The sequence below is a fragment of the Rhodococcus sp. NBC_00294 genome (assembly GCF_036163995.1).
GTDB lineage: Bacteria > Actinomycetota > Actinomycetes > Mycobacteriales > Mycobacteriaceae > Rhodococcoides.
This window is the reverse complement of record NZ_CP108043.1, coordinates 2,945,262-2,967,248: the sequence shown is the minus strand read 5'-3', so window position 1 is coordinate 2,967,248 and position 21,987 is coordinate 2,945,262. Positions and strand designations below refer to the sequence as shown.

The 21,987-nt window shown below is 67.2% G+C and carries 19 protein-coding genes; 11 read left to right on the top strand and 8 right to left on the bottom strand.

Going from position 1 to position 21,987, the window contains the following annotated elements:
- Nucleotides 1-23: 23 nt before the first annotated feature.
- A complete protein-coding gene (locus OHB23_RS13910; RefSeq protein ID WP_235578938.1) occupies nucleotides 24-2,630 on the bottom strand; it encodes a bifunctional acetate--CoA ligase family protein/GNAT family N-acetyltransferase in 2,607 nt (868 codons plus the stop codon).
- A 121-nt stretch (nucleotides 2,631-2,751) separates the two neighbouring features.
- Nucleotides 2,752-4,017: an acetoin utilization protein AcuC gene (locus OHB23_RS13905; RefSeq protein WP_027505169.1), complete on the bottom strand. Its 1,266-nt coding sequence runs from the start codon at nucleotides 4,015-4,017 to the stop codon at nucleotides 2,752-2,754.
- 162 nt (nucleotides 4,018-4,179) lie between these two features.
- On the opposite strand from OHB23_RS13905, the gene OHB23_RS13900 reads away from it, so the two are divergent.
- Nucleotides 4,180-4,866 carry a metal-dependent transcriptional regulator gene (locus tag OHB23_RS13900; protein WP_027505168.1) on the top strand — a complete coding sequence of 229 codons (687 nt, stop codon included), beginning with the start codon at nucleotides 4,180-4,182 and terminating at the stop codon, nucleotides 4,864-4,866.
- 48 nt (nucleotides 4,867-4,914) lie between these two features.
- Entirely contained in the window at nucleotides 4,915-5,898 is a 984-nt protein-coding gene (gene galE / locus OHB23_RS13895; protein WP_222637636.1) for a UDP-glucose 4-epimerase GalE, read from the top strand.
- A gap of 9 nt (nucleotides 5,899-5,907) precedes the next feature.
- Here galE and OHB23_RS13890 read toward each other — a convergent pair whose 3' ends face one another.
- Nucleotides 5,908-6,978, bottom strand: coding sequence for a DUF4192 domain-containing protein (locus OHB23_RS13890; RefSeq protein ID WP_328809735.1), 1,071 nt, complete (start codon nucleotides 6,976-6,978; stop codon nucleotides 5,908-5,910).
- Nucleotides 6,979-7,116: 138 nt separating this feature from the next.
- Here OHB23_RS13890 and dtd point away from each other — a divergent pair, with 138 nt between their 5' ends.
- A complete protein-coding gene (gene dtd, locus OHB23_RS13885) occupies nucleotides 7,117-7,548 on the top strand; it encodes a D-aminoacyl-tRNA deacylase (RefSeq protein WP_328809734.1) in 432 nt (143 codons plus the stop codon).
- Nucleotide 7,549: 1 nt separating this feature from the next.
- Here the strand turns inward: dtd and OHB23_RS13880 are convergent, their stop codons facing one another.
- The 4 genes from OHB23_RS13880 to OHB23_RS13865 form a co-directional block, all read right to left on the bottom strand.
- Nucleotides 7,550-8,200, bottom strand: coding sequence for a trimeric intracellular cation channel family protein (locus tag OHB23_RS13880; protein WP_328809733.1), 651 nt, complete (start codon nucleotides 8,198-8,200; stop codon nucleotides 7,550-7,552).
- A 3-nt stretch (nucleotides 8,201-8,203) separates the two neighbouring features.
- Nucleotides 8,204-9,013, bottom strand: coding sequence for a sensor domain-containing protein (locus OHB23_RS13875; RefSeq protein WP_307108805.1), 810 nt, complete (start codon nucleotides 9,011-9,013; stop codon nucleotides 8,204-8,206).
- Nucleotides 9,014-9,138: 125 nt separating this feature from the next.
- The gene (locus OHB23_RS13870; protein ID WP_328809732.1) at nucleotides 9,139-9,777 is read right to left on the bottom strand and encodes an MBL fold metallo-hydrolase; all 639 of its coding nucleotides are present in this window, start codon (nucleotides 9,775-9,777) and stop codon (nucleotides 9,139-9,141) included.
- Entirely contained in the window at nucleotides 9,774-10,859 is a 1,086-nt protein-coding gene (locus tag OHB23_RS13865) for an S-(hydroxymethyl)mycothiol dehydrogenase (RefSeq protein ID WP_027505161.1), read from the bottom strand. Before OHB23_RS13865 ends, OHB23_RS13870 begins: the two co-directional genes overlap by 4 nt.
- 153 nt (nucleotides 10,860-11,012) lie before the next feature.
- Between OHB23_RS13865 and sthA the strand changes: the two genes are divergently transcribed.
- The 5 genes from sthA to OHB23_RS13840 all read left to right on the top strand — a co-directional run bounded on the left by sthA (nucleotide 11,013) and on the right by OHB23_RS13840 (nucleotide 17,892).
- Nucleotides 11,013-12,428, top strand: a complete 1,416-nt coding sequence (gene sthA / locus OHB23_RS13860) for a Si-specific NAD(P)(+) transhydrogenase (protein ID WP_027505160.1) — start codon at nucleotides 11,013-11,015, stop codon at nucleotides 12,426-12,428.
- A gap of 149 nt (nucleotides 12,429-12,577) precedes the next feature.
- Nucleotides 12,578-13,546: a proteasome assembly chaperone family protein gene (locus OHB23_RS13855; RefSeq protein WP_328809731.1), complete on the top strand. Its 969-nt coding sequence runs from the start codon at nucleotides 12,578-12,580 to the stop codon at nucleotides 13,544-13,546.
- A 109-nt stretch (nucleotides 13,547-13,655) separates the two neighbouring features.
- Nucleotides 13,656-14,693, top strand: a complete 1,038-nt coding sequence (locus OHB23_RS13850; RefSeq protein ID WP_027505158.1) for an alpha/beta fold hydrolase — start codon at nucleotides 13,656-13,658, stop codon at nucleotides 14,691-14,693.
- Nucleotides 14,694-14,702: 9 nt separating this feature from the next.
- A complete protein-coding gene (locus OHB23_RS13845; protein ID WP_204867689.1) occupies nucleotides 14,703-17,201 on the top strand; it encodes a DEAD/DEAH box helicase in 2,499 nt (832 codons plus the stop codon).
- A 10-nt stretch (nucleotides 17,202-17,211) separates the two neighbouring features.
- Entirely contained in the window at nucleotides 17,212-17,892 is a 681-nt protein-coding gene (locus tag OHB23_RS13840; protein ID WP_328809730.1) for a PhzF family phenazine biosynthesis protein, read from the top strand.
- On the opposite strand, the gene OHB23_RS13835 is transcribed toward OHB23_RS13840, so the two are convergent.
- Nucleotides 17,889-18,587 carry a hypothetical protein gene (locus OHB23_RS13835; RefSeq protein ID WP_328809729.1) on the bottom strand — a complete coding sequence of 233 codons (699 nt, stop codon included), beginning with the start codon at nucleotides 18,585-18,587 and terminating at the stop codon, nucleotides 17,889-17,891. The two genes, OHB23_RS13840 and OHB23_RS13835, sit on opposite strands and share 4 nt — an antisense overlap.
- 37 nt (nucleotides 18,588-18,624) lie before the next feature.
- Here OHB23_RS13835 and OHB23_RS13830 point away from each other — a divergent pair, with 37 nt between their 5' ends.
- From OHB23_RS13830 to zapE, 3 genes are all read left to right on the top strand, one after another.
- Nucleotides 18,625-18,816, top strand: coding sequence for a hypothetical protein (locus tag OHB23_RS13830; RefSeq protein WP_037185345.1), 192 nt, complete (start codon nucleotides 18,625-18,627; stop codon nucleotides 18,814-18,816).
- 449 nt (nucleotides 18,817-19,265) lie between these two features.
- Nucleotides 19,266-20,708 (top strand): P-loop ATPase, Sll1717 family, encoded by a 1,443-nt coding sequence (locus OHB23_RS13825; RefSeq protein WP_328809728.1) that lies wholly within the window; start codon nucleotides 19,266-19,268, stop codon nucleotides 20,706-20,708.
- 243 nt (nucleotides 20,709-20,951) lie between these two features.
- Complete coding sequence (gene zapE / locus OHB23_RS13820) at nucleotides 20,952-21,947, top strand: cell division protein ZapE (RefSeq protein WP_328809727.1); 996 nt, start codon at nucleotides 20,952-20,954, stop codon at nucleotides 21,945-21,947.
- Nucleotides 21,948-21,987: the final 40 nt, after the last annotated feature.

Here is a 21,987-nt window from a genome sequence, read left to right as displayed (position 1 = left end):
GGGGCCTGTCGTCGATGACGGGCTCAGCGCAGGCGACGGGGGCCCAGATCGATACGGCTGGGCTCGGGTCCGATACGGATCCGTGCGTCGGTGGTCTCCGCGCCACTCGGTGACGCGAGGACCGGGTCGCACACCAGCTCGCGCACCTCGGACAGATCGTCCGCCAGTGTGGAGACCCGGAGCACGACGTCCACCAGCGCGCCCTTGTTCACCGGGGACGCGGTGCGGTACCCCGACAGCATCGGCGCGGCCCGCGGTGCGTCGATGAGCTCCGCGGCTTCCCTCTCGGTGAGTGGGAGCACGCGGTACGCCCTGTCTCCCAGCAGATCCGACATGATGCCGGACAGCCCGAACGACACCAGTGAGCCGAACGACGGATCGTCCTGGACCCGCACCAGGCACCCGATCCCCTTGGTCGCCATCCGCTGCACCTGCATCACCGGGGTGCCCGATGCCTCGAACAGATCCCGGTACGCGCGGGCGACGGCGTCCGGCCCCACGACGTCGAGGCGGACACCGCTCAGGTCGGGGCGGTGTCGCCACTGATCGCCGGTGGCCTTCACCGCGACGGGTCCTCCCAGCTCGCGGGCCGCCTCCACCGCCTCGGCCTCGTCCGTCACCGTGCGGAAGGCGGCGATCTCCACGCCGTAGCACCGCAGCAACTGCTCGGTCTCGACGTCCGAGAGCCACCGCCCCGAGGGACTGGCCGCCATCCAGCCGGCCACCAGTGCGCGCGCCGCGTCGGCGTCGACGCCGCCGGGCCGCACCACGCTGTCGGCCGGTCGATTCAGCCACGAGGCGTACCGCCACGCCTTCTGCAGCGCGTAGACCGCCCGCGCCGGGTCGGGATAGGACGGCACCGATCCGCGGATCGGCGTTCCGTCGTCGCCGCGGACCGCCAGTACGTCCGGAATGCCCTCGGCGGCGAGGAAGGTCGTCAGCACCGGCTTGTCGGCGCCGCGGACCGCCGCGCCGAGTGCCTCGGCGTAGGAGGCGACACGGACGGCGACCGGAGGCACGAAGACCGCGAGAACGGTGTCCACGTCGTCCGACCGCAGCGCCGTGGTGACCGCGGCCGCGAACTCCTCGGGCGTGGCCTGCGCGCCCACGTCGACCGGGTCCGGTGCGGTCATGCCGCTGTCGCGTGCGGCGTCGACGGCGAGGACGCCGAGCGCCGTCGAGTTGCCGACCACCGCGACCCGCGGACCTGCCGGCAGCGGCTGATAACCCAGAAGGATGGCGCAGTCGAACAGTTCGGCGATCGAGTCGACCTGGATCACCCCCGCCTGCTCGAAGAGGGCACGCACGATCGTGTCGTCGATGTCCGTGCCGGTCGCCAGCGCGGGCGGCACGGCTCCGCGTCCGCTCTTGACCGCGACGATCGGCTTGGACCGCGCGACCCGGCGCGCGATGCGCCAGAACTTGCGGGCGTTGCCGAAGCTCTCGAGGTAGAGCAGGACCACCTCGGTGGCCTCGTCCTGGTCCCAGTACTGCAGGAGGTCGTTGCCGGACAGGTCGGCGCGGTTGCCGGCGGAGACGAAAGTCGACAGTCCCAGGAGCCGTTTCGACGCCTGCGCCAGGATGGCGATACCCAGGGCACCCGACTGGCAGAAGAAGCCCACGCGTCCGCGACCCGGGAGGTCCGTCGCGAGCGTGGCGTTGAGCGACACCGCGGGATCGAGGTTCGCGACGCCGAGAGCATTGGGGCCGACCAGGCGCATGCCGTGTGCACGAGCGGAGTGCACCAGGCGCCGTTCGTTCGCGCGCCCGTCCTCTCCCGTCTCACCGAACCCGGACGAGACCACCACCAGCGCCTTCACACCCTTGGCGAGACAGTCGTCGAGCACCGCGTCGATCTGGTCGGCCGGCACGGCGGCCACCGCGAGATCCACCTCGTCGGGAATGTCCCGCACCGTCGGGTACGCGCGCACTCCGCGCACCGACGTGTGTTCCGCGTTCACGGGATAGACGGGTCCGGTGAACGACCCGCGCAGCAGGTTGGTCAGCACCGCGTTGCCCACCTTCTCGGGGTCCGTCGAGGCACCGATGACGGCGACGGAGCGTGGGCCGAGCACGTTGCGGACGCTGCGGGCCTCGGCCGCGCGCTCGCGGGAGTTGCGCACCTGGACGAGCGCGTCGCTGGGATCGATGTCGAAGTCCAGGTTGAGCACGCCGCCGTCGAAGCTGCGACTGACCTGGTAGCCGGCCTGCCGGAACACGGTGACCATGTTGCGGTTCTCCGCGAGCACCTCGGCGACGAAGCGGCGCACCCCGTTCTCCGCGGCCGCCCCCGCCAGATGCTCGAGCAGGATCGGACCGAGCCCACGACCCTGGTGCGCGTCGGCGACGACGAAGGCCACCTCGGCGGAGTTGCCGTCGCCCTGCGGCAGGCGCTCGTACCGGCCGACGGCGATGATCTCGTCGCCGAGCGTCGCGACGAGGGCCACCCGCGACGTGTGATCGACCGTCGTGAAGTTGAGGATGTCGCGCTTGGGCATGGTGGGGTACGGACCGAAGTAGCGCAGGTATCGCGTCCGCTCGGACAGCTTGCCGTGGAACTCGACCAGGGCGTCGGCGTCACCGGGCACGATCGGCCGCAGATGCACCACGCGGCCGTCGGACGCGAGCACGTCGGCGGCCCAGTGCCGCGGGTAGTTCTCGGCCCGCTGCCGCTCGAGCTCCTTCGGATCCGGCGGCGTCGGCGCGTCCGGTGCCGTCTGCGCTGTCGGTGTCTCGGGTGCGGGTGTCTCGTCAGTCACGCGGATCCTCCGGGTCGAGTCCCCACAGCGGGTAGACGGCGCGGCGGGTGGCCACGATGGCGGTGTCGATGCGTTGGATGGCGCGATCGACGTGCTCGACACCCGACTCCGGGGAACCACCCGGCCCGTCCCACGGCGGGTAGTCCACGTCGCCGTCGTCGCTCATCGTGGACGGCAGGTCGATGCTCGGCGCGGCGAGCCGCACCTTCTCGTGCCACTCGTCCGGAATGGAGGTCGTCGGATCGAGATCGCGGTCGAGCACCGCGGCGATGAGATGGGTCCAGGCACGGGGCACCACCCGCACCAACCCGTATCCGCCACCCCCCACCGCGAGCCACCGACCCTCACAGACCTGGTCGGCGAGGTCGCGCATCGCACGGAACGCGGCGCGCTGCCCGTCCACGGTGAGTCCCAGATCGGCGAGCGGATCCTCCCGATGACTGTCCACGCCGCACTGGCTGATGATGATCTGTGGCTTGAACGCCGCCACCGCTCCGGGTACCACCGCGTGAAACGCTCTCAGCCACAACCGGTCTCCCGTGCCGGGCAGGACCGGCACGTTGACGGAGGTGCCCTCCGCGGCGTCGGCACCCACCTCGGTGGACCATCCGGTGTTGGGCCACAGCGTGGCCGGGTGCTGGTGCACCGAGACCGTCATGACGCGGGGATCGGCGAGGAACGCCGCCTGGACACCGTCACCGTGATGAGCGTCCACGTCGATGTAGGCGATGCGGTCGTACCCGTTGTCGAGCAGCCACGAGATGGCGATGGCCGCGTCGTTGTAGACGCAGAAGCCCGACGCCCAGTCGGCCATGGCGTGGTGCATGCCCCCGCCGATGCTCACCGCGCGGCGCGAGCGTCCCGACGCGATGGCCCGCGCGGCGGTCAGGGTGCCACCCGCGATGACCGCACTGGCCTCGTGCATGTCGGGGAACACCGGGTTGTCCTCGGATCCGAGACCGTGCAGCACCTCGGACGCCCGCGAACCCAGCGGCAGGTCACGCGGCGCGCGCTTGACCGCCTCGACGTACCCCGGTGTGTGCACCCGCAACAGTTCACTGTCCGACGCGACCTCCGGCGGCAGCAGTTCGGTCCCCTCGAGCAGACCGATCCCCCGTGCCAGATCCATGGTGAGTGCGAGGCGGGTGGGATTCATCGGGTGGTCGTCGCTCCACCGGTAGTTCAGGTAGTCCGCGCTCCAGACCAGAGCGGGCTGCCCCGGAGGCGACTGCGATGTCGAGGACGACTGCAGAGTCATGGCCCTCAACCTACGTGTCCGATTCGGCGTTCGTGATCGACTCGCGCACACGTGCTCGACGGGTCGTGGCAGGGCGGACACACCGCGGCTCACCACGCCGCACCTGGACCCACCGGTGAACCGTCCGTACCGGTAGAATCCACGACGACGAAGGGTGTGATTGTGAAGGATCTGGTGGACACCACCGAGATGTATCTCCGGACCATCTACGACTTGGAAGAAGAAGGGGTCGTTCCCCTGCGCGCCCGCATCGCCGAGCGCCTCGAGCAGAGTGGACCGACCGTGAGCCAGACCGTGGCTCGGATGGAGCGCGACGGGCTGCTCCTGGTCGCGGGCGACCGGCATCTGCAGCTGACGGAGAAGGGCCGTGAGCTCGCGGTCGCCGTGATGCGCAAGCACCGGCTCGCCGAGCGGCTGCTCGTGGACGTGATCGGCCTGCGCTGGGAGGACGTGCACGCCGAGGCCTGCCGCTGGGAGCACGTCATGAGCGAGGAGGTCGAACGTCGCCTCGTCGAGGTGCTGGACAACCCGACCACCTCGCCGTACGGGAACCCGATTCCCGGTCTCGCACTGCTGGGTTCGTCCCGGCCGACCGAGCAGCCGGAGGATCTGGTGCGCCTCAGCGACATCGCGCCCGGAACGCCCACCGCCGTGGTGGTGCGCCGCCTCGCGGAGTACGTGCAGTCCGACCCCGACACGATCGCGCGCCTGCGCGAGGCCGGAGTAGTCCCGGACGCGCGCGTCACCGTGTCCGTCACGCCGGGCGCGGTCACCATCACCGTGCCGGGCCACGACGACGTCGACTTGTCCGAGGAGATGGCGCACGCCGTTCAGGTCCGCACCATCTAGCTGCTCGGGTCTCTCGCGGAGTTCCCAGACACAGGAATCGGAGTTCGAGTGAAGTTCGTGGTGACCGGCGGCGCCGGCTACGTCGGCAGTGTGTGTGCGGCCGTCCTGATGGAGAACGATCACGACGTCGTCGTGGTCGATGATCTGTCCACCGGCAACGCCGACGGGGTGCCCGCGGGTGCGGAGTTCGTCGAGGGCCCCGTCGCCGAGGTCGTCTCGTCCGTGCTCGGACGCGAGAAGGTCGACGGGGTCCTCCACTTCGCGGCTCAGTCGTTGGTCGGCGAGTCGGTGGAGAAGCCGGAGAAGTACTGGCGCGGCAACCTCGGTGCGGCGCTGGAACTGCTCGATGCCATCGTCGAGCACCAGGTTCCGCGGCTCGTGTTCTCCTCGACCGCCGCGACGTACGGGGAGCCCGAGCGCACGCCCATCACGGAGGACTTTCCCACTCGGCCCACCAACCCGTACGGAGCCAGCAAGCTCGCGATCGACCACGCGATCACGGGATACACCGCGGCGCACGGGTTCGGGGCGACCAGCCTTCGGTACTTCAACGTGGCCGGAGCACACGCCGGCCTCGGCGAGAACCGTGTCGTCGAGACCCACCTCATTCCTCTCGTCCTGCAGGTCGCTCTCGGACACCGTGAGTCCATCTCGGTGTTCGGCACCGATTGGCCGACACCGGACGGTACGGCCGTCCGTGACTACATTCACGTCCGCGATCTAGCCGACGCGCACCTGCGCGCCCTGTCCCAGAGCGTCCCCGGGAGTCACCGGATCTTCAATCTGGGTAGTGGCGAAGGGTTCTCGGTGCGCGAGGTCATCGACGCGTGCCGCCGCGTCACCGGCGTCGACATCGCCGTCACGGACGCACCCCGGCGAGCCGGCGATCCGGCAGTGCTCGTCGCGTCGAGCGAGAAGGCCATGGCCGAGCTCGGCTGGAAGCCCGAGCTCACCGATCTCGACGTGATCGTCGCGGACGCCTGGGCGTTCCTGCAGTCTCTCGGCGACAGGGCGCATTCCGCCCGTCGCTGACCCCGGGCCTCACACCGCGTCCGGCGGCAGCTCGACCCCCAGATCCTCCGCCAGTGACCGCGCGGACAGCACGAGCTCACGCACCACGGTGGGTCGCACACCGTTCTGCAGAGCCGTGTCCAGCAGTTGCGCGAAGTGGTACTCCGGATCCGCGGTCAACGCCGTCTGCAGCGCCACCCCGGCGAGCGGTCCGTCTCCGCGCAGGTACGCCCACGCCCCCAGCATCGTCGCGGGGTGCGCTCGGTCCGGTCCGCTGACCCGCCGCGTCAGCTCGACCCACACCGCCTCGGCCGTGGGTCCCAGCGCGGTCGTCGCGAGGCCGAGAACGGCGTCCCGCACCGCGATCGTGCTGATCGCCACCATGATGCGCGCCGCCGTCAGGTGGTCGAGCTCGTCGGAGGCGTGCAGTGCCTCGAGGAAGACGACCGTGTCCGCCAGCAGGTCCGAGTGGCCGACCGGCCCGTCCTCCAGCTCGACCCGCAGTCGGCTGTTGCGGAACCGTTCGCACTCCGACTCCGGAACGGGTTGCAGCAGCAGCGCGATCTCCGACCGGGACGTGCGGATCTGCCGTCCCGCCATCACGCGGGACGCCGCGACCTGCGACGATCCGGGATCGGGCAGCGTGCCGCACCGCGGATCACCACCCAGGCTGCGCCACCGCTGACCGACCGCCAGGTGGGACACGTGGTGCACACCGAACAGGTCGATCCCGCGCGGGTCGAGTGTGTCCCGCAGCGCATCGGCCACCACCTCGTACGGCATCGTGAACTTCGACCCGGTGATCAGCACCGCGACGACCGCGTCCAGACCCTCTCTCGTGCAGACCTCGCCGCACCGCTCGATCACGTCGGCGAGCTCGGGTGAGTCGAGCCGGTCGGAGAGGTCCTGCCGCATGCACATCTCCACGACGGTGGGGCTGCCGGTGCTGAGGCAGATGAGCACGATGGACCGCGCCGGCACGAAGCCGAGCAGAGCCGGAACGGCGGCGATGAGGTCGCCCACCGACGTCACGACGGGGTGGTCCGCCGTCGTGGACGACGGGGATCGATGGCGGGGAACGGGGTACGGGCGTCGAGTCATGAGGAGGACTGTCCGCGTGCGGCCGACAGGTCCTCCGGGGTCGACCTGGGCCGATGAAACGGCCTGTGGATCGGCCCGCGCCCGGGGATGGACGCTCGCGCGGCTGCCACACTCGTCAGGAGACGACGAGAGGCAACCGTGCGCGCAGTGATTCAGCGAGTGAGCGAAGCGACCGTTCGAGTCGACGGCGTGGAGGTCGGACGTATCGGCGCCGGACTCCTGGCCCTCGTCGGGGTGTCACCGTCGGACGGCGGCGCGGACGTCGAATACGTCGCCCGCACGATCGCGGATCTCCGCATCCTGCCGGACGAACGATCCGTCTCGGACGATCCCGACGCAGCCGAGGTCCTCGTGGTGTCCCAGTTTACGCTGTACGGGGACACGCGCAAGGGCCGTCGGCCGTCGTGGAACGGTGCGGCGTCGGGCGACATCGCAGAACCGCTGGTCGATGCGGTGGTGGCGTCGCTCCGTGCGCGCGGCATCACGGTCGCGACAGGTGTGTTCGGCGCACACATGGCGGTGCAGTCGGTGAACGACGGGCCCATGACCGTCCTCGTCGACAGCCCCTGACTCACCGGCCTCGTCGGCGCCGCGGACGGCGCCACACCACTTCCTCCGGCAACATCCAGCCGCGACGGCGCGCGAGGAGACACAGGGCCGCGCCGACCACGGTCGCGGCGATCAGAGCTATCGTCGGTTGCCCTGCAGCCTGCATCACCACGAGGGTGGCGCTCGCGATCAGGGCGCACGACGCGTAGAGCGTGTTGCCACCGAAGATGGTGGGGATGCGCCCCACCGCGACGTCGCGGATCGCACCGCCGCCCACCGCGGTGACGGCGCCGAGCCCGATGGCCGGGAGCCACCCGAGCCCGACGCCCAGGGTCTTCTGCGCTCCCGCCGCGGCCCAACAACCGAGTGCCAGCGCGTCGACGTAGGGGAAGACGCGGTCCCACCCACGCCCTTCGAAGCGCACGGCGAACGCGACGACGGCACCGATCAGCGCCACCGTCAGATAGCGGTAGTCGGTGAGTGCGACGGGCGGCCCGGCCTGGAGCAGCGTGTCGCGGATGATGCCGCCGCCGAGCCCCGACACGATGGCGAGAACCGAGAAGCCGACCAGGTCGAAGCGGAAGGCCCGAGCGACGGCGCCGCCGAGAAGGGCGTTGGCGAAGACACCCGTGAGGTCGAGGACCCGGAACAGCTCGGGCACTGCCCATGACATGGGCTATCCCCCGGCCTTGACCTTCTGCACCGCGGCGGTGAACGTGCGGTCGAGCGTGGCGGAGTCGGGCGTCAGTTCCCCGAAGGACATGTACGTCGCCGTGACGCGGACGTCGTCGACCTGGGCGAGCAGCGACAGCATGGACTGCGTGACCTCGCCCGCCTGGCCACCGGAGGTGACGGTACGACGTAGCGCGAGGGTGTCGTCGGCACCGATGGGCGGGGGCGGGACGATGTCGGTGGTCACCAGGCTCGTCACACCGGCTGAGGTGGCCTCGACCTCGGAGCACTGCTCCCAGAGTGCCTTCCGATCCTCCAGCGTCGTGTCCACCCGCGACAACTCGATGGAGATGGTGGCCCGGTCGTCGGGATCGGTCGCGACGAGCAGTGCCGTCGAGTCGGGATCGGACGATCGTGCCTCGGGCTTGCATCCCGTCGGTTCGACGGACGCGTCGGCCGCGATGCCGTCGAGGTCCTGAGCCGCCTGCGCCACGGCCTGCGGGGGCAACACCACGGCCTGGTACGGCGCCGTGAAGGTGCTGGGATCGAGGAGCAGGGCCGACAGCGATCCCGCCGCGTCGGGACTCGCCGAGGTGCTGGACGAAGAGCTCGACGGTGTGGTGGTGGTCGACGACGACGAGCCGGGTGCACTGGACGGCGCGGCGGAGGGCGGCGGACCGCCGGCCTCCGGCGTCCCGCTCACCGTGGAGCCACCGCATCCCGCCAGCACGGCGGCGGCGAGGGCGACGAGCGCACCGGCACGCACCGCGGACACTCTGCTGGTGGCACCGGTACTCGTCGCTCGCGTCTGCATGTCTCCCCTGTCGGTGAGGTCCCCGGGCGTCCGGTGACCGTGCGTGGCCTCGACGCTGCCACACCGGCGCCCGCCCGCCCGCGGGCCACACCGAGGGGTGTCCGGTTCGTTACCCGGCACTCGGCTCAGGATCCGCGTGCGATCCATTCCTCGAGATGGGGCGATTCGTCGCCGATGGACGTCCCGTCCCCGTGTCCGGTGTTGACCACCGTCTCCGGTGACAGGGCGAACAGTCGTTCCCGGATGCTGCCGATGATCGTCGGGAAGTCCGAGTAGGACCGCCCGGTGGCACCGGGCCCGCCGGAGAACAACGTGTCGCCGCTGAAGAGCTGACCGGCCTCGGGGAGGTACAGGCAACTCGATCCCGGTGAGTGACCCGGCGTGTGCAGGACCTCGATCTCGGTGCCGGCCACCGAGATCCGGTCCCCGTCCGCCAGATCACGGTGAGCCAGTCCCGGGTGCGTCTGTTCCCAGAGCACGTCGTCTGCCGGGTGCAGCAGGATCGGTGCGTCGAGCCGCTCCGCGAGCTCGGGCGCGACCGTCACGTGGTCGTTGTGTCCGTGGGTGCACACCACGGCGACGACCTTCCGGCCACCGACCGCGTCGATGATCGGGGCCGCGTCGTGCGCCGCGTCGACGATCACCACCTCGGAGTCGTCGCCGACGATCCAGATGTTGTTGTCGACGGCCCAGGATCCGCCGTCGAGCTCGAACGTGCCCGAGGTGACGACCTTCTCGACACGGAAGCCGGAAGGCGTGGTCACAGGACCACCACCGAACGCAGGACCTGACCCTTGGCCATGGTGTCGAACGCCGCCTCGACGTCGTCCAGCGCGATGCGCTCGGTCACGAACTTCTCCAGCGGCAGACGACCCTGCTGGTACAGGTCGACCAGCATCGGGAAGTCGCGCTCGGGAAGGCAGTCGCCGTACCAGGAGGACTTGAGTGAACCGCCGCGACTGAAGAAGTCGATCAACGGCATCTCGAGCGTCATGTCCGGCGTCGGGACACCGACCAGGACGACGGTGCCGGCCAGGTCGCGGGCGTAGAAGGCCTGCTTCCACGTCTCGGGACGTCCGACGGCGTCGATGACCACGTCGGCACCGAAGCCGCCCGTCAACTCCTGGATGGCCTCGACCGCGTCCACGTCGGAGGCGTCGACGGTGTGCGTGGCACCCAGGCCCGTCGCCCACTCGAGCTTGCCCTTGTCGCGGTCCACCGCGATGATCGTGCCCGCTCCTGCCAGCCGGGCACCGGCGATGGCGGCGTCACCGACACCACCGCAGCCGATCACTGCGACCGAGTCGCCGCGACCGACGTTGCCGGTGTTCATCGCCGCGCCGAGGCCTGCCATGACGCCGCAGCCGAGCAGTCCGACGACGGCGGGGTCGGCGGAGGGATCGACCTTGGTGCACTGGCCCTCGTGCACGAGGGTCTTGTCGGCGAAGGCGCCGATGCCCAGTGCGGGCGAGAGTTCCGTGCCGTCTTCGAGTGTCATCTTCTGCGAGGCGTTGTGCGTGTCGAAGCAGTACCAGGGCTCACCGCGCTTGCAGGCACGACACTGACCGCACACGGCGCGCCAGTTGAGCACCACGAAGTCGCCGACCTCGACGTGGGTGACCGCGTCGCCGACCGTCTCCACGATGCCGGCCGCCTCGTGGCCGAGCAGGAACGGGAACTCGTCGTTGATGCCACCCTCGCGGTAGTGCAGGTCGGTGTGGCAGACGCCGCAGGCCTGCACCCGCACGACCACGTCGTTGGAGCCCGGATCGGGGATGACGATCGTCTCGAGGGACACCGGAGCACCCTTGCTCCGAGCGACGACGCCGCGGACCTGCTGTGGCATTTCTTGCCTCCATCTGTCGGTACTGCCGGGTGCTGCGAACTTCACCGTCACCCTAACGATGCACAGGTGCGAACTGCTGCATCGGAGAGGTGTTCACCCAGTCGTGACACGCACGGCACACCGGATTCTCCTGACGGGACTACTTGTTGGGGCATGTCGGACCAACTCGAATACGACCTGGTAGTCATCGGTTCCGGACCGGGAGGGCAGAAGGCCGCGATCGCGGCGGCGAAACTGGGCAAGCGCGTCGCCATCATCGAGAAGGGCAGCATGCTCGGCGGCGTGTGCGTCAACACGGGCACCATCCCGTCGAAGACGCTGCGCGAGGCGGTTCTCTATCTGACAGGCCTCAATCAACGCGAGCTCTACGGAGCGAGCTATCGCGTCAAGGCGAACATCACGCCGTCGGATCTGCTGGCCCGGACGTCCCACGTGATCGGCAAGGAGGTCGAGGTCGTCCGATCGCAATTACTGCGCAACCGAATAGAGATGATCACCGGCGAGGGCAGGTTCCTCGACGCGCACACCATCGCGGTGGACGACCGCAGCCGCGGCGAGCGCATCACGGTCGGTGCGCGGAACGTCGTGATCGCCACCGGGACGGCGCCTGCCCGTCCCGACGACGTCGAGTTCGACAACTACCGCGTGCTGGACTCCGACGGCATTCTGGATCTGCAGTTCATCCCGTCGTCGATGGTGGTGGTCGGAGCCGGCGTCATCGGGATCGAGTACGCCTCCATGTTCGCGGCGCTCGGATGCAAGGTGACCGTGGTCGAGAAGCGCGACACCATGCTCGACTTCTGTGACCGTGAGATCGTCGAGTCGCTGCAGTTCCACCTGCGCGACCTCGCGGTCACGTTCCGCTTCGGCGAGGCGGTCACGGCCGTCGACGTGGGTCCGTCGGGAACGGTGACCACGCTGGCGAGCGGGAAGAAGATCCCGGCCGAGACGGTGATGTACTCGGCCGGACGTCAGGGCATGACCGACGGGCTGGATCTGGAGAAGGCCGGACTCGAGGCGGACGCCCGAGGACGGATCGACGTCGACGACGACTTTCAGACCAAGGTGGACACGATCTACGCGGTCGGTGATGTCATCGGATTCCCCGCGTTGGCCGCGACGTCGATGGATCAGGGCCGACTGGCCGCTTATCACGCCTTCGGCGAGCCGGGGAACAAGCTCACCGACCTTCAGCCCATCGGCATCTACTCCATCCCGGAGGTGTCCTACGTCGGCGCGACCGAGGTGGAACTGACGAAGAACTCCGTTCCCTACGAGGTGGGCGTGTCCCGCTACCGCGAACTCGCGCGTGGACAGATCGCGGGAGACTCCCACGGGATGCTGAAACTGATCGTGTCCACCGTCGACCGTCGGGTTCTCGGCGTGCACATCTTCGGTTCCGGCGCGACCGACCTCGTGCACATCGGCCAGGCGGTCATGGGGTGCGGGGGCACGGTCGACTATCTGGTCGACGCCGTCTTCAACTATCCGACCATGTCCGAGGCGTACAAGGTCGCGGCGCTGGACGTCGCCAACAAGATCCGGGCTCTGGAGGCTTTCACGCGCTGACCGGCGACGGCGGGGAATGTCGGGGTCCCCGCCGTCGTTGGGAGGAGAAACGGGTGAAGCCCGGTCGCGCAGGGTCGCTGTGGGAAAATGGGGTAACCGCACAGTGGTGCCCCGGCAGGACACGCACGGCGACGAGGAAGGACACCGGCATGGACGAGAAGTCGAGAATGTACGAGCTGGAGTTTCCAGCGCCCCGAGTGTCGTCCGAGGACGGCGTGGGTCCGGTGCTGGTCCACGGCCTCGAGGGTTTCTCCGACGCAGGTCACGCGGTCAAGCTGGCCACCACGCATCTGCGAGAGACCCTGGAGACCGAACTGGTGGCGTCCTTCGACGTCGACGAGCTGCTCGACTACCGCTCACGTCGCCCCATGATGACGTTCTCCGCCGACCACTTCTCCGACTACGACGAGCCGCACCTCAATCTCTACGCGGTGCAGGACGCCGTGGGCACCCCGTTCCTGCTGCTGGCAGGTCTCGAACCCGACCTGAAGTGGGAGAAGTTCACCGCCGCGGTGCGTCTGCTGTCGGAGCAGCTCGGAGTACGCCGCACCATCGGCCTCAACTCCATTCCCATGGCGGTGCCGCACACCCGGCCGCTGGGCGTCACCGCCCACTCCAGCGACACCGACCTGGTGGGCGAGCACCACAAGTGGTCGGGTGAGCTGCAGGTGCCGGCCAGCGCCTCGTCCCTGCTCGAGTACCGCATGGCTCAGCACGGCCACGAATCGATGGGCTTCTCGGTGCACGTGCCGCACTACCTGGCACAGACGGCGTACCCGAGCGCGGCGGAGACGCTGCTCGAACTGGTAGCTGAATCGTCGAAGCTGACCATTCCGTTGAACGCACTGACGGAATCTGCGGCACGGGTGCGCGAGCAGGTCGACCAGCACGTCGAGGGCAACCCGGAGGTCCAGTCCGTGGTCCAGGCACTCGAGCGTCAGTACGACACCTTCGTCACGGCGCAGGAGCAGCAGTCGACGCTCCTCGCCGCGGACGAGGAACTGCCCAGCGGCGACGAACTGGGTGCCGAGTTCGAGAAGTTCCTCGCGGAGCAGACCGAGTTCGTCGAGGACGAGCCGTCGCCCGAGGGTCCCGAGGACGGAACAGACCGCTCCTGACGTCACGAGTTCTTACCCAGCCGTAACCCGACGGCTGTGTGAACGGTGACGATCCCGGTTTACGCTCGGTCGGCGACACACACGGTGCCGCCGATCGAGAGGGGCCGGGATGTCCGACACACGCCGCCGCGCCCTGCGTCCGGTTCCCGACGCGGAACCGCGGCTGCACTTCCGCACGGTGCACGGTTATCGACGTGCCTTCCGGATGGCGGGAGACGGACCGGTACTGCTGCTGATCCACGGCATCGGTGACAGCTCCGAGACCTGGCTCGACGTGCTCCCCCATCTCGCGTCGAAGTACACCGTCATCGCGCCGGACCTGCTCGGCCACGGACTGAGCGACAAGCCTCGTGCCGACTACTCGGTGGCCGCATACGCGAACGGCATCCGCGATCTGCTCGTCACCCTCAACATCGACGCGGTGTCCGTGGTGGGCCACTCGCTCGGCGGCGGTGTGGCCATGCAGTTCGCCTACCAGTATCCGGACATGGTCGAGCGCCTCGTCCTCGTCTCGGCGGGCGGTGTCACCAAAGACGTCCACCCGGCGCTGCGACTCATGTCCACGCCCATCGTCAACGAGGCGTTCAAGTTGCTGCGCCTGCCCGGCGCCATGCGCATGCTGCGCATGGCGGGCGCTGCGATCGACCAGTTGGACGGCACTCCTCTGCACCCCGGGGCCGTCCTGCACGACACACCCGATCTGGTCCGCGTTCTCGGCAACCTCCTCGACTCCACCGCCTACGACGCCTACCTGCGCACGCTGCGGGCCGTCGTCGACTGGCGCGGGCAGGTGGTCACCATGCTCGACCGGTGTTACCTGACCGAGAACCTGCCCGTGCAACTCATCTGGGGTGATCAGGACACGGTCATCCCCATCGCCCACGCGACGCTCGCGCACGCCGCGATGCCCGGCTCCCGCCTCGACGTCTTCGCCGGCGCGGGCCACTTCCCGTACCGCGACGATCCGATGCGCTTCCTCGAGGTCCTGGAGAACTTCCTCGGGACGACGATGCCGCTGAAGTTCGACGAACAGCGATGGCGGCAGATGCTCGTCTCCGGTGTCGGCGAGGACGCCATCACCGGCAGTGCGACGACGAGGCAGGCGGTCCTGGGTGCCATGGGGTCGGACGAGAGGTCGGCTACGTAACCTGTAGTGATGCTGCTGACCGAGATGGTTCCTGACTCCGCGTCGGCCGACGATCTGTACGACGCGTTCACCACCTGGGTCTCCGACCGTGGACTCGAGCTGTATCCGCTGCAGGACGAGGCCGTCATCGAGTTGGTCTCCGGCAACAACGTCGTGCTCGCCACCCCCACCGGGTCGGGAAAGTCGATGGTGGCCATCGCCGCTCACTTCGCCGCGTACGCGGCCGGCATCCGATCGTTCTACACGGCGCCGATCAAGGCGCTCGTCAGCGAGAAGTTCTTCGCACTGTGCGAGATCTTCGGTGCGGACAAGGTCGGCATGGTCACGGGCGACGCCTCGGTCAATGCGTCGGCACCCATCATCTGTGCGACAGCGGAGATCGTCGCCAACATGGCACTGCGGGAGGGGCCGGACTCGTCCATCGGCCAGGTGATCATGGACGAGTTCCACTACTATTCCGAGCCCGATCGCGGCTGGGCGTGGCAGGTGCCGCTCATCGAACTTCCCCACGCCCAGTTTCTGCTGATGTCCGCCACTCTCGGCGACGTCTCCTTCTTCCGCGACGACCTGACCCGCCGGACCGGACGGGTCACCACCGTCGTCGAAGGCTCCGAACGCCCTGTGCCCCTGATGTTCTCCTACCGACTCACACCCGTCGTCGAGACCATCGAGGAACTCGTCTCCACGCACCTCGCACCTGTCTACGTCGTGCACTTCACGCAGGCCTCCGCACTCGAACGGGCTCAGGCGCTCACCTCGATCACCGTCGCCTCCAAGGAGACCCGTGCGGCCATCGCCGAGGCCATCGGTGGGTTCCGGTTCACCACCGGTTTCGGTAAGACGCTGTCCCGCTTGGTCCGTCACGGCATCGGCGTGCACCACGCGGGCATGCTGCCGCGCTACCGGCGGCTCGTCGAGAAGCTGGCGCAGGAGGGTCTGCTCGCCGTGATCTGCGGAACGGACACTCTCGGCGTCGGGATCAACGTGCCCATCCGCACCGTGCTGCTCACCGGACTGACGAAGTACGACGGTGTTCGCACGCGCCAGTTGCGCGCCCGCGAGTTCCATCAGATCGCCGGTCGCGCAGGCAGAGCCGGCTACGACACGCTCGGCACCGTCATGGTGCAGGCACCCGAACACGAGGTCGAGAACGCCCGACTCGTCGCCAAGGCGGGCGACGATCCCAAGAAGCTGAAACGTATTCAGCGCAAGAAAGCACCCGACGGTTTCGTCTCCTGGGGCAAGCCCAGTTTCGAGCGACTCGTGGCGGCGAGCCCGGAGCCGCTGACATCGAAGTTCTCGGTGAACAACTCGATGCTGCTCAACGTCATCGCCCGCCCGGGCAGTTGTTTCGACGCGATGCGGCATCTGCTCGAGGACAACCACGAGACCAGGGCGAACCAACGGCGACACATTCTCCAGGCGGTGCGGTTGTACCGGGGTCTACGCGACGCCGGCATCGTCGAGCAGCTTCCCGAGCCGGACGAGGACGGGCGCACCGCACGGCTCACCGTCGACCTGCAGCGCGATTTCGCTCTCAATCAGCCGCTGTCGCCGTTCGCCCTCGCGTCGTTCGAGCTGCTCGACCAGGAGTCGCCGTCCTACGCGCTCGACGTGGTGTCCGTCATCGAGGCCACCCTGGACGACCCCCGCCAGATCCTGATGGCCCAACAACACGCGGCGCGCGGCGAGGCGGTGGCGCAGATGAAGGCGGACGGTCTCGAGTACGAGGAGCGTATGGAGCTGCTCGAGGAGGTCACGTGGCCCAAGCCGCTGGCCGATCTTCTGGGCCCCGCCTTCGAGATCTACCGCGGTGGGCACCCCTGGCTGTCCGAGTTCGGCCTCTCCCCCAAGTCCGTGGTGCGCGACATGATCGAGAAGTCGATGACGTTCACGGAGCTGATCTCGCACTACGGTCTCTCCCGCTCGGAGGGGTCCGTCCTGCGGTACCTCGCCGACGCGTATCGCGCTCTGCGACAGACGGTTCCACCGGAGGCTCGCACCGAGGACGTCCAGGACATCACCGAATGGCTCGGCGAAACGGTGCGCCAGGTCGACTCCAGCCTTCTCGACGAGTGGGAGAACCTCACCGATCCGACGTTCGAGGAGGACGGCACACCCGTCGTCGCGTACGGAGCCGACACACCGAAACCCATCTCTGCGAACCCCCGAGCGTTCCGGATCATGGTGCGCAACGCCCTGTTCCGACGCGTCGAGCTGGCGTCCCGTCGTCGCTGGGACCTCCTCGAGGAGCTGGGCGACGAGGTCGACTGGCAGGACGAGCTCGAGCCCTACTTCGAGGAGTACGGCGAGATCGGCATGACGCCCGCCGCCCGCGGACCGCACTTGTTCTCGTTCGTCCAGACCCGCGAGGAGACCACTGCGCGTCAGGTTCTCGACGATCCGGACGGCGACCACGGCTGGTCGCTGGACGCGACCGTGGACGTAGAGGAGTCCGACGCCCTCGCCGAGGTCGTGTTCGACGACATCACCGTCACCGCAGGCTGAGAGGAAGACCATGCCATTCGACGTCCATGTCGTGCGGGTGTTCACCGACGACCAGGGTCGGTGGGGCAACCCCCTCGGCATCGTCGATGCCACCGCCGTCGCCCCGTCCGATCGCCAGTCCGTGGCGCACGAGTTGCAGTACAGCGAGACGGTGTTCGTCGATGTTCCCACCGGCCCTGTCGACTCCACCGCTCTCCGCATCCACACGCCCGCGGTCGAACTGCCGTTCGCGGGGCACCCCACCGTGGGCACGGCAGCATGGCTGGCCGACCGCGGCACGCCCGTGGAGACGTTGCTCGTCCCCGCGGGCGAGGTTGCCGTCCGAGTCGCCGACGGCGTCACCTACGTCCGGGCCCGGCCGGCGTGGGCGCCGCAGTTCGAGTTCCATCGGGTCTCTTCGCCTGCCGAGGTCCTCGACGTGGACCCGTCCGACTTCACCGAGGGTCACCACTACGTCTGGGCGTGGGTGGACGAAGACCGGGGTGCGATCCGTTCCCGCATGTTCGCACCCGACATGGGCGTCCCCGAGGACGAAGCCACGGGCGCGGCCGCCGTCCGCGTCACCGAACTGCTCGGTCGCGACCTGGGCATCGTGCAGGGCCGAGGCTCCGTGCTGTCGACCACGCTGTCCGACGACGGGTGGGTGGAGCTCGGCGGGCGCGTGGTGGTGGACGAGTCGCGGACCTTCTAGTCGAGCACGACCGCGATCTCCCGCCCCAATTCGACACCCTCCGCCAACGGCAGGTGATCACCGCTCCAGAACCTGCCGGGGTCGTACCAGTTGGCTCGTCGGCGCGGCGGTTTCAGTCCTACCCGGTCGAACGGTTTCAGCGGCTCGGGTGACTCGCGCGGGTGGAGCAGACCCATGGCCTCATAGGTCAGCGCGACCACCTCGGCGCAGTACGCCGTCTCGAGGCGGACACTGTCCTCGTCCGACCGGCGCAGCGACGGCAGTCGGCCGACGAACCATCGACTGGCGAGTCGCGCGGTCGTGGGAAATGCCGTTCCGTCGAGGCGGGCGATCGTGCGCATCAGCTCGTCCTCCCGGGCGCGGGTGATCGGCGTCTGCAGTTGCCGGAACCAGCACCGCTGGTCGTAGCGCTCACCCCAGTGGCGGACGGCATCGTGGAGATCGTGCAGCTGCACACCACGCTGATGCCGCCCGGTCCACATGTCGGGCAACGACTGGCCCAACTCGGCATGCCACATCAAGGGCGGAAGATCGTCGAGGACCACGGCCATTCCCACGTGATTGACCGGGCTGTTCGTCAGCGTCTGGATCGCACGATCCGCCGCCGACCGGCCACGGAAGATCCAGAGATCGCCCGTCCGCGTGGTCTCCACGGCGGTGGCGAGGTTGACTGAGGACACTCCGTCGACACTCATCGACGACGAGCCTAGTTCGTGGCGCTAGCCTTCATGAATGGCTGCACGATCCCGAAAGATCTCCGTGCGTGGTCTGCTGAAGGTCGCAGGTCTTGCCGGCGCCGTCGGCGTGGCAGCGTCCGGCGTCCTCGTCGCCCGAAACGAGCGTCAGCGTCGCCAGTACGAGCCGGACGAGGTCCGCGAGCGCTTGCACCAGCGGCTGGCCGTCGCCACGTCCACGAAGCGCTAGCGTTCGATCGTCACCTCACCGTCCGCCGCACCGGTCAACCCGACGGTGCAGCAGCGCGGCAGGACCCGGACTCGCGTCCCGACGCGGCGTAAAACGCAGGCTGCCCATGACGCCGTTCGACCTTCGAGATTCTCAGGCGGGACTAGTGGGGCATGCTCGATGCCAGCGATAAGCGCAATGATGAAGGCCGGTCTGTCGATGCGCCTTGATGCCCTCGCCACCCGCTTAGAAACAGCCTGCAACCGAACTCAGATAGCTTTAAGCACGCCGTTGCGACCAACCCTTGGCTGGCGCACCATCACCGACTTCCAGCGACGACTACCTCTGATACCGGTTAAAACCAACTGTGTGCTGCCGGACCTGCCAGTGGGCGTCGGTGAGTCATGCCAACGTCGGTTTAGGCGATATAGTCAGGTCAAGCATCTGAATCAATCCATTGGAGGACTTACGTGCTCGTTCGGGATCTACTAGCTGCTCTCGACTTAGGCTCATCGGTCGCGGAACACGACGACCTGCTGGAACGGTATTTCGTCGAGACCGAAACATTCAATATAGTTATCAACGATAGAGCAGACATTATTGCGGGCGACAAAGGGACTGGCAAGAGTGCGCTCTATAGAATCTTAAGCCAACGCTACTCCGACATTCCTGAACTTGCCAACGTAGAAGTAGTTTCAGCATTTAACATCAAGGGAACGCCTGTCTTCCAAACCCTGGAAGCGGGCGATCTATTAGAAGAATCGGACTATGTACGACTTTGGAAGACATACTTCGTCGCGTTAGCCGGCAATTGGCTACTAGAACTCCTTGACGAATACGAATACTCGCCGCAGCTCCGATGGATCGAGGAAGTCTTAAAAAAGAACGGATTAAGAACACCGGACGATACCCCCAAAGGCGTATTCGCAAGAATTGTCCAGGCTATTCGCCGATCCATTAACATCAAAACCGCTACGGCTTCAGTTAAAACCGTCGGGTTCGAGGTCGATGCTAGCGTCGATTTTTTTGAGAAGAGTTCGAATGTAGAAGGAGTCCCACTCGTTGAGCACGCGCTGTCCGCTCTAACGAAAGTACTCGACGAGCAAGAGATATCCATCTGGCTTGCAGTCGACAGACTCGATGAGGCATTCCAAGGACGCCCGGCTGTTGAGACCCCCGCTCTACGTGGACTGCTACGGGCCTACCTCGACATGCAGGAGTATCAAGCATTAAAACTAAAAATCTTCGTACGACGTGACTTATTTGGTCGGATAATCCAGGGTGGGTTCGTGAACTTAACCCATATCAACGCAAGAAAAGTTGAGATAATTTGGGACGACGCGGATCTTTCCAACCTGCTGAGCAAACGCGTATCTGAGAATACGAACTTTCTGAAAATGTTGGACGCTCGACCCGATGATGCCGAAACGCATTTTGATGCACTATTCCCCGAAAAAGTCGATCGCGGCGACCGGAAACCTTTGACCTGGAACTGGATCTTGAGCCGGATTGGAGATAGCAACGTTAAGCCGCCGAGAAACTTGATCGACCTAGTCAACAAAGCTCGGGAATCGCAACTTCGCGCGGAAAATCGGACGCCCCGCTTACACGAGGAGGGCGAAGCGCTTATTACATCGGAGGCTTTGAAGCTTGGACTGGACGCATTAAGCCAGGAACGCGTCCAAGATACGCTACTCGCTGAAGCGGGTGAATACTCTGAGATAATCTTAGGCTTCCGTGGCGGAAAAGCGGAGCAAAACCTAAGCAGCCTGTCGGCGATCCTTGGCGAACACTCTCAACTGAAGATCGATTATTTAGCGAGTATTGGTTTTCTTGAAAAAACTGGAGCTACTTACAAAATACCAATGCTCTACCGAGGGGGGCTGCAGATAAGCCAAGGAAAAGCGTTCTGAAGCCGCCACAAGTTTGAGACGCAAGGGCGAACGACTTTCCGCCGATCATCGTGTTCGCGTTAGGGTCCACCGCCGGCGGCACGAGGCGTTCTCGGACCCAGCGCCTTGCCGTGGATCTAAAGTCTTCCCACGGGCGCTGCAGCACCCGCAAATTCCCCACGCTGTCCGAGGGAAGCATCGAGTCGTCCATTGCGTGGCACAGGACACGTATCGCGCGCGGCCCGGGTTTCGTACCGTCGAACGATGTGGCGACGACGCGTGCGCGGGCCTCTCGTACCCGAGGGAACGCTGGCCGCAGCAGCGGCGACGCGAGGGCTTGTTCTCGACACGTCTCAGCTCGAGGCCGCAACCCGTCTCGAAACCATGGCCGGCCAGGGGATCTACCTCTGGGGTCCGCCCGGTCGGGGCAAGAGCTGGCTGATGGACACCTTCCTCGCGGAGGCACGCACCAGCCGGACGACGAGGACACACTGTCACCGCTTCTTCACCGACCTGCACGCCGAGCTGAACCTGCGCGCTCACGACCTCGACGCCGCGCTCGATCACATGCTCGGTGATGCGGAACTGGTGTGCTTCGACGAGTTCCACGTCCATGACCCGGCGGACGGCATCTTCGTCGACCGACTGCTCGACGCGTTGTTCCGGCGGCCCGTCAGAGTGATCCTGACGTCGAACTACCCTCCGCAACGGCTGCTTCCGAACCCTCTGTTCCACAGCATGTTCGAGCCTACCATCCACCGCATCGAGCAGGCACTGGCGATCGTGCACGTCGACGGCCCGATCGACTATCGCACCCTGGACCTCGACACACCGCGCAGCGGGTTCGCCGCGGGACGGTGGATGACCGGGGACCGATTCTCCGATCGGCGAGAACCAGGTGACGGAGACGCGGCCTCACTCTCGATCGGGGTACGTACGGTCGTCGCTCGAGCTGTTCGTCCGGACCTGGTGTGGTTCACGTTCGACGCTCTGTGCGCGCGACCCACCGCACCGTCCGACTTCCTCGAGCTCGCGGACCGATTTCCTCGGTGGGTCATCAGCGAGGTACCGGGACCCGACCGCCTCGGACGAGACGCCGCCCATCGGTTCGGCAGCCTCGTCGACGTGCTCTACGACGCGTCGATACGTACCGATTTTCTCGCGGACGTTCCACTCGGACAGTTCCTCCGGAGCCGGCATCTTCCGGTCGATGCCGAACGTATGGCGAGCCGCCTGAGCCAGTTGCAGACGACCCCGTGAGCAGCCGTCCCGCGGATCGAATCGGTTCCCGCTGATGCTG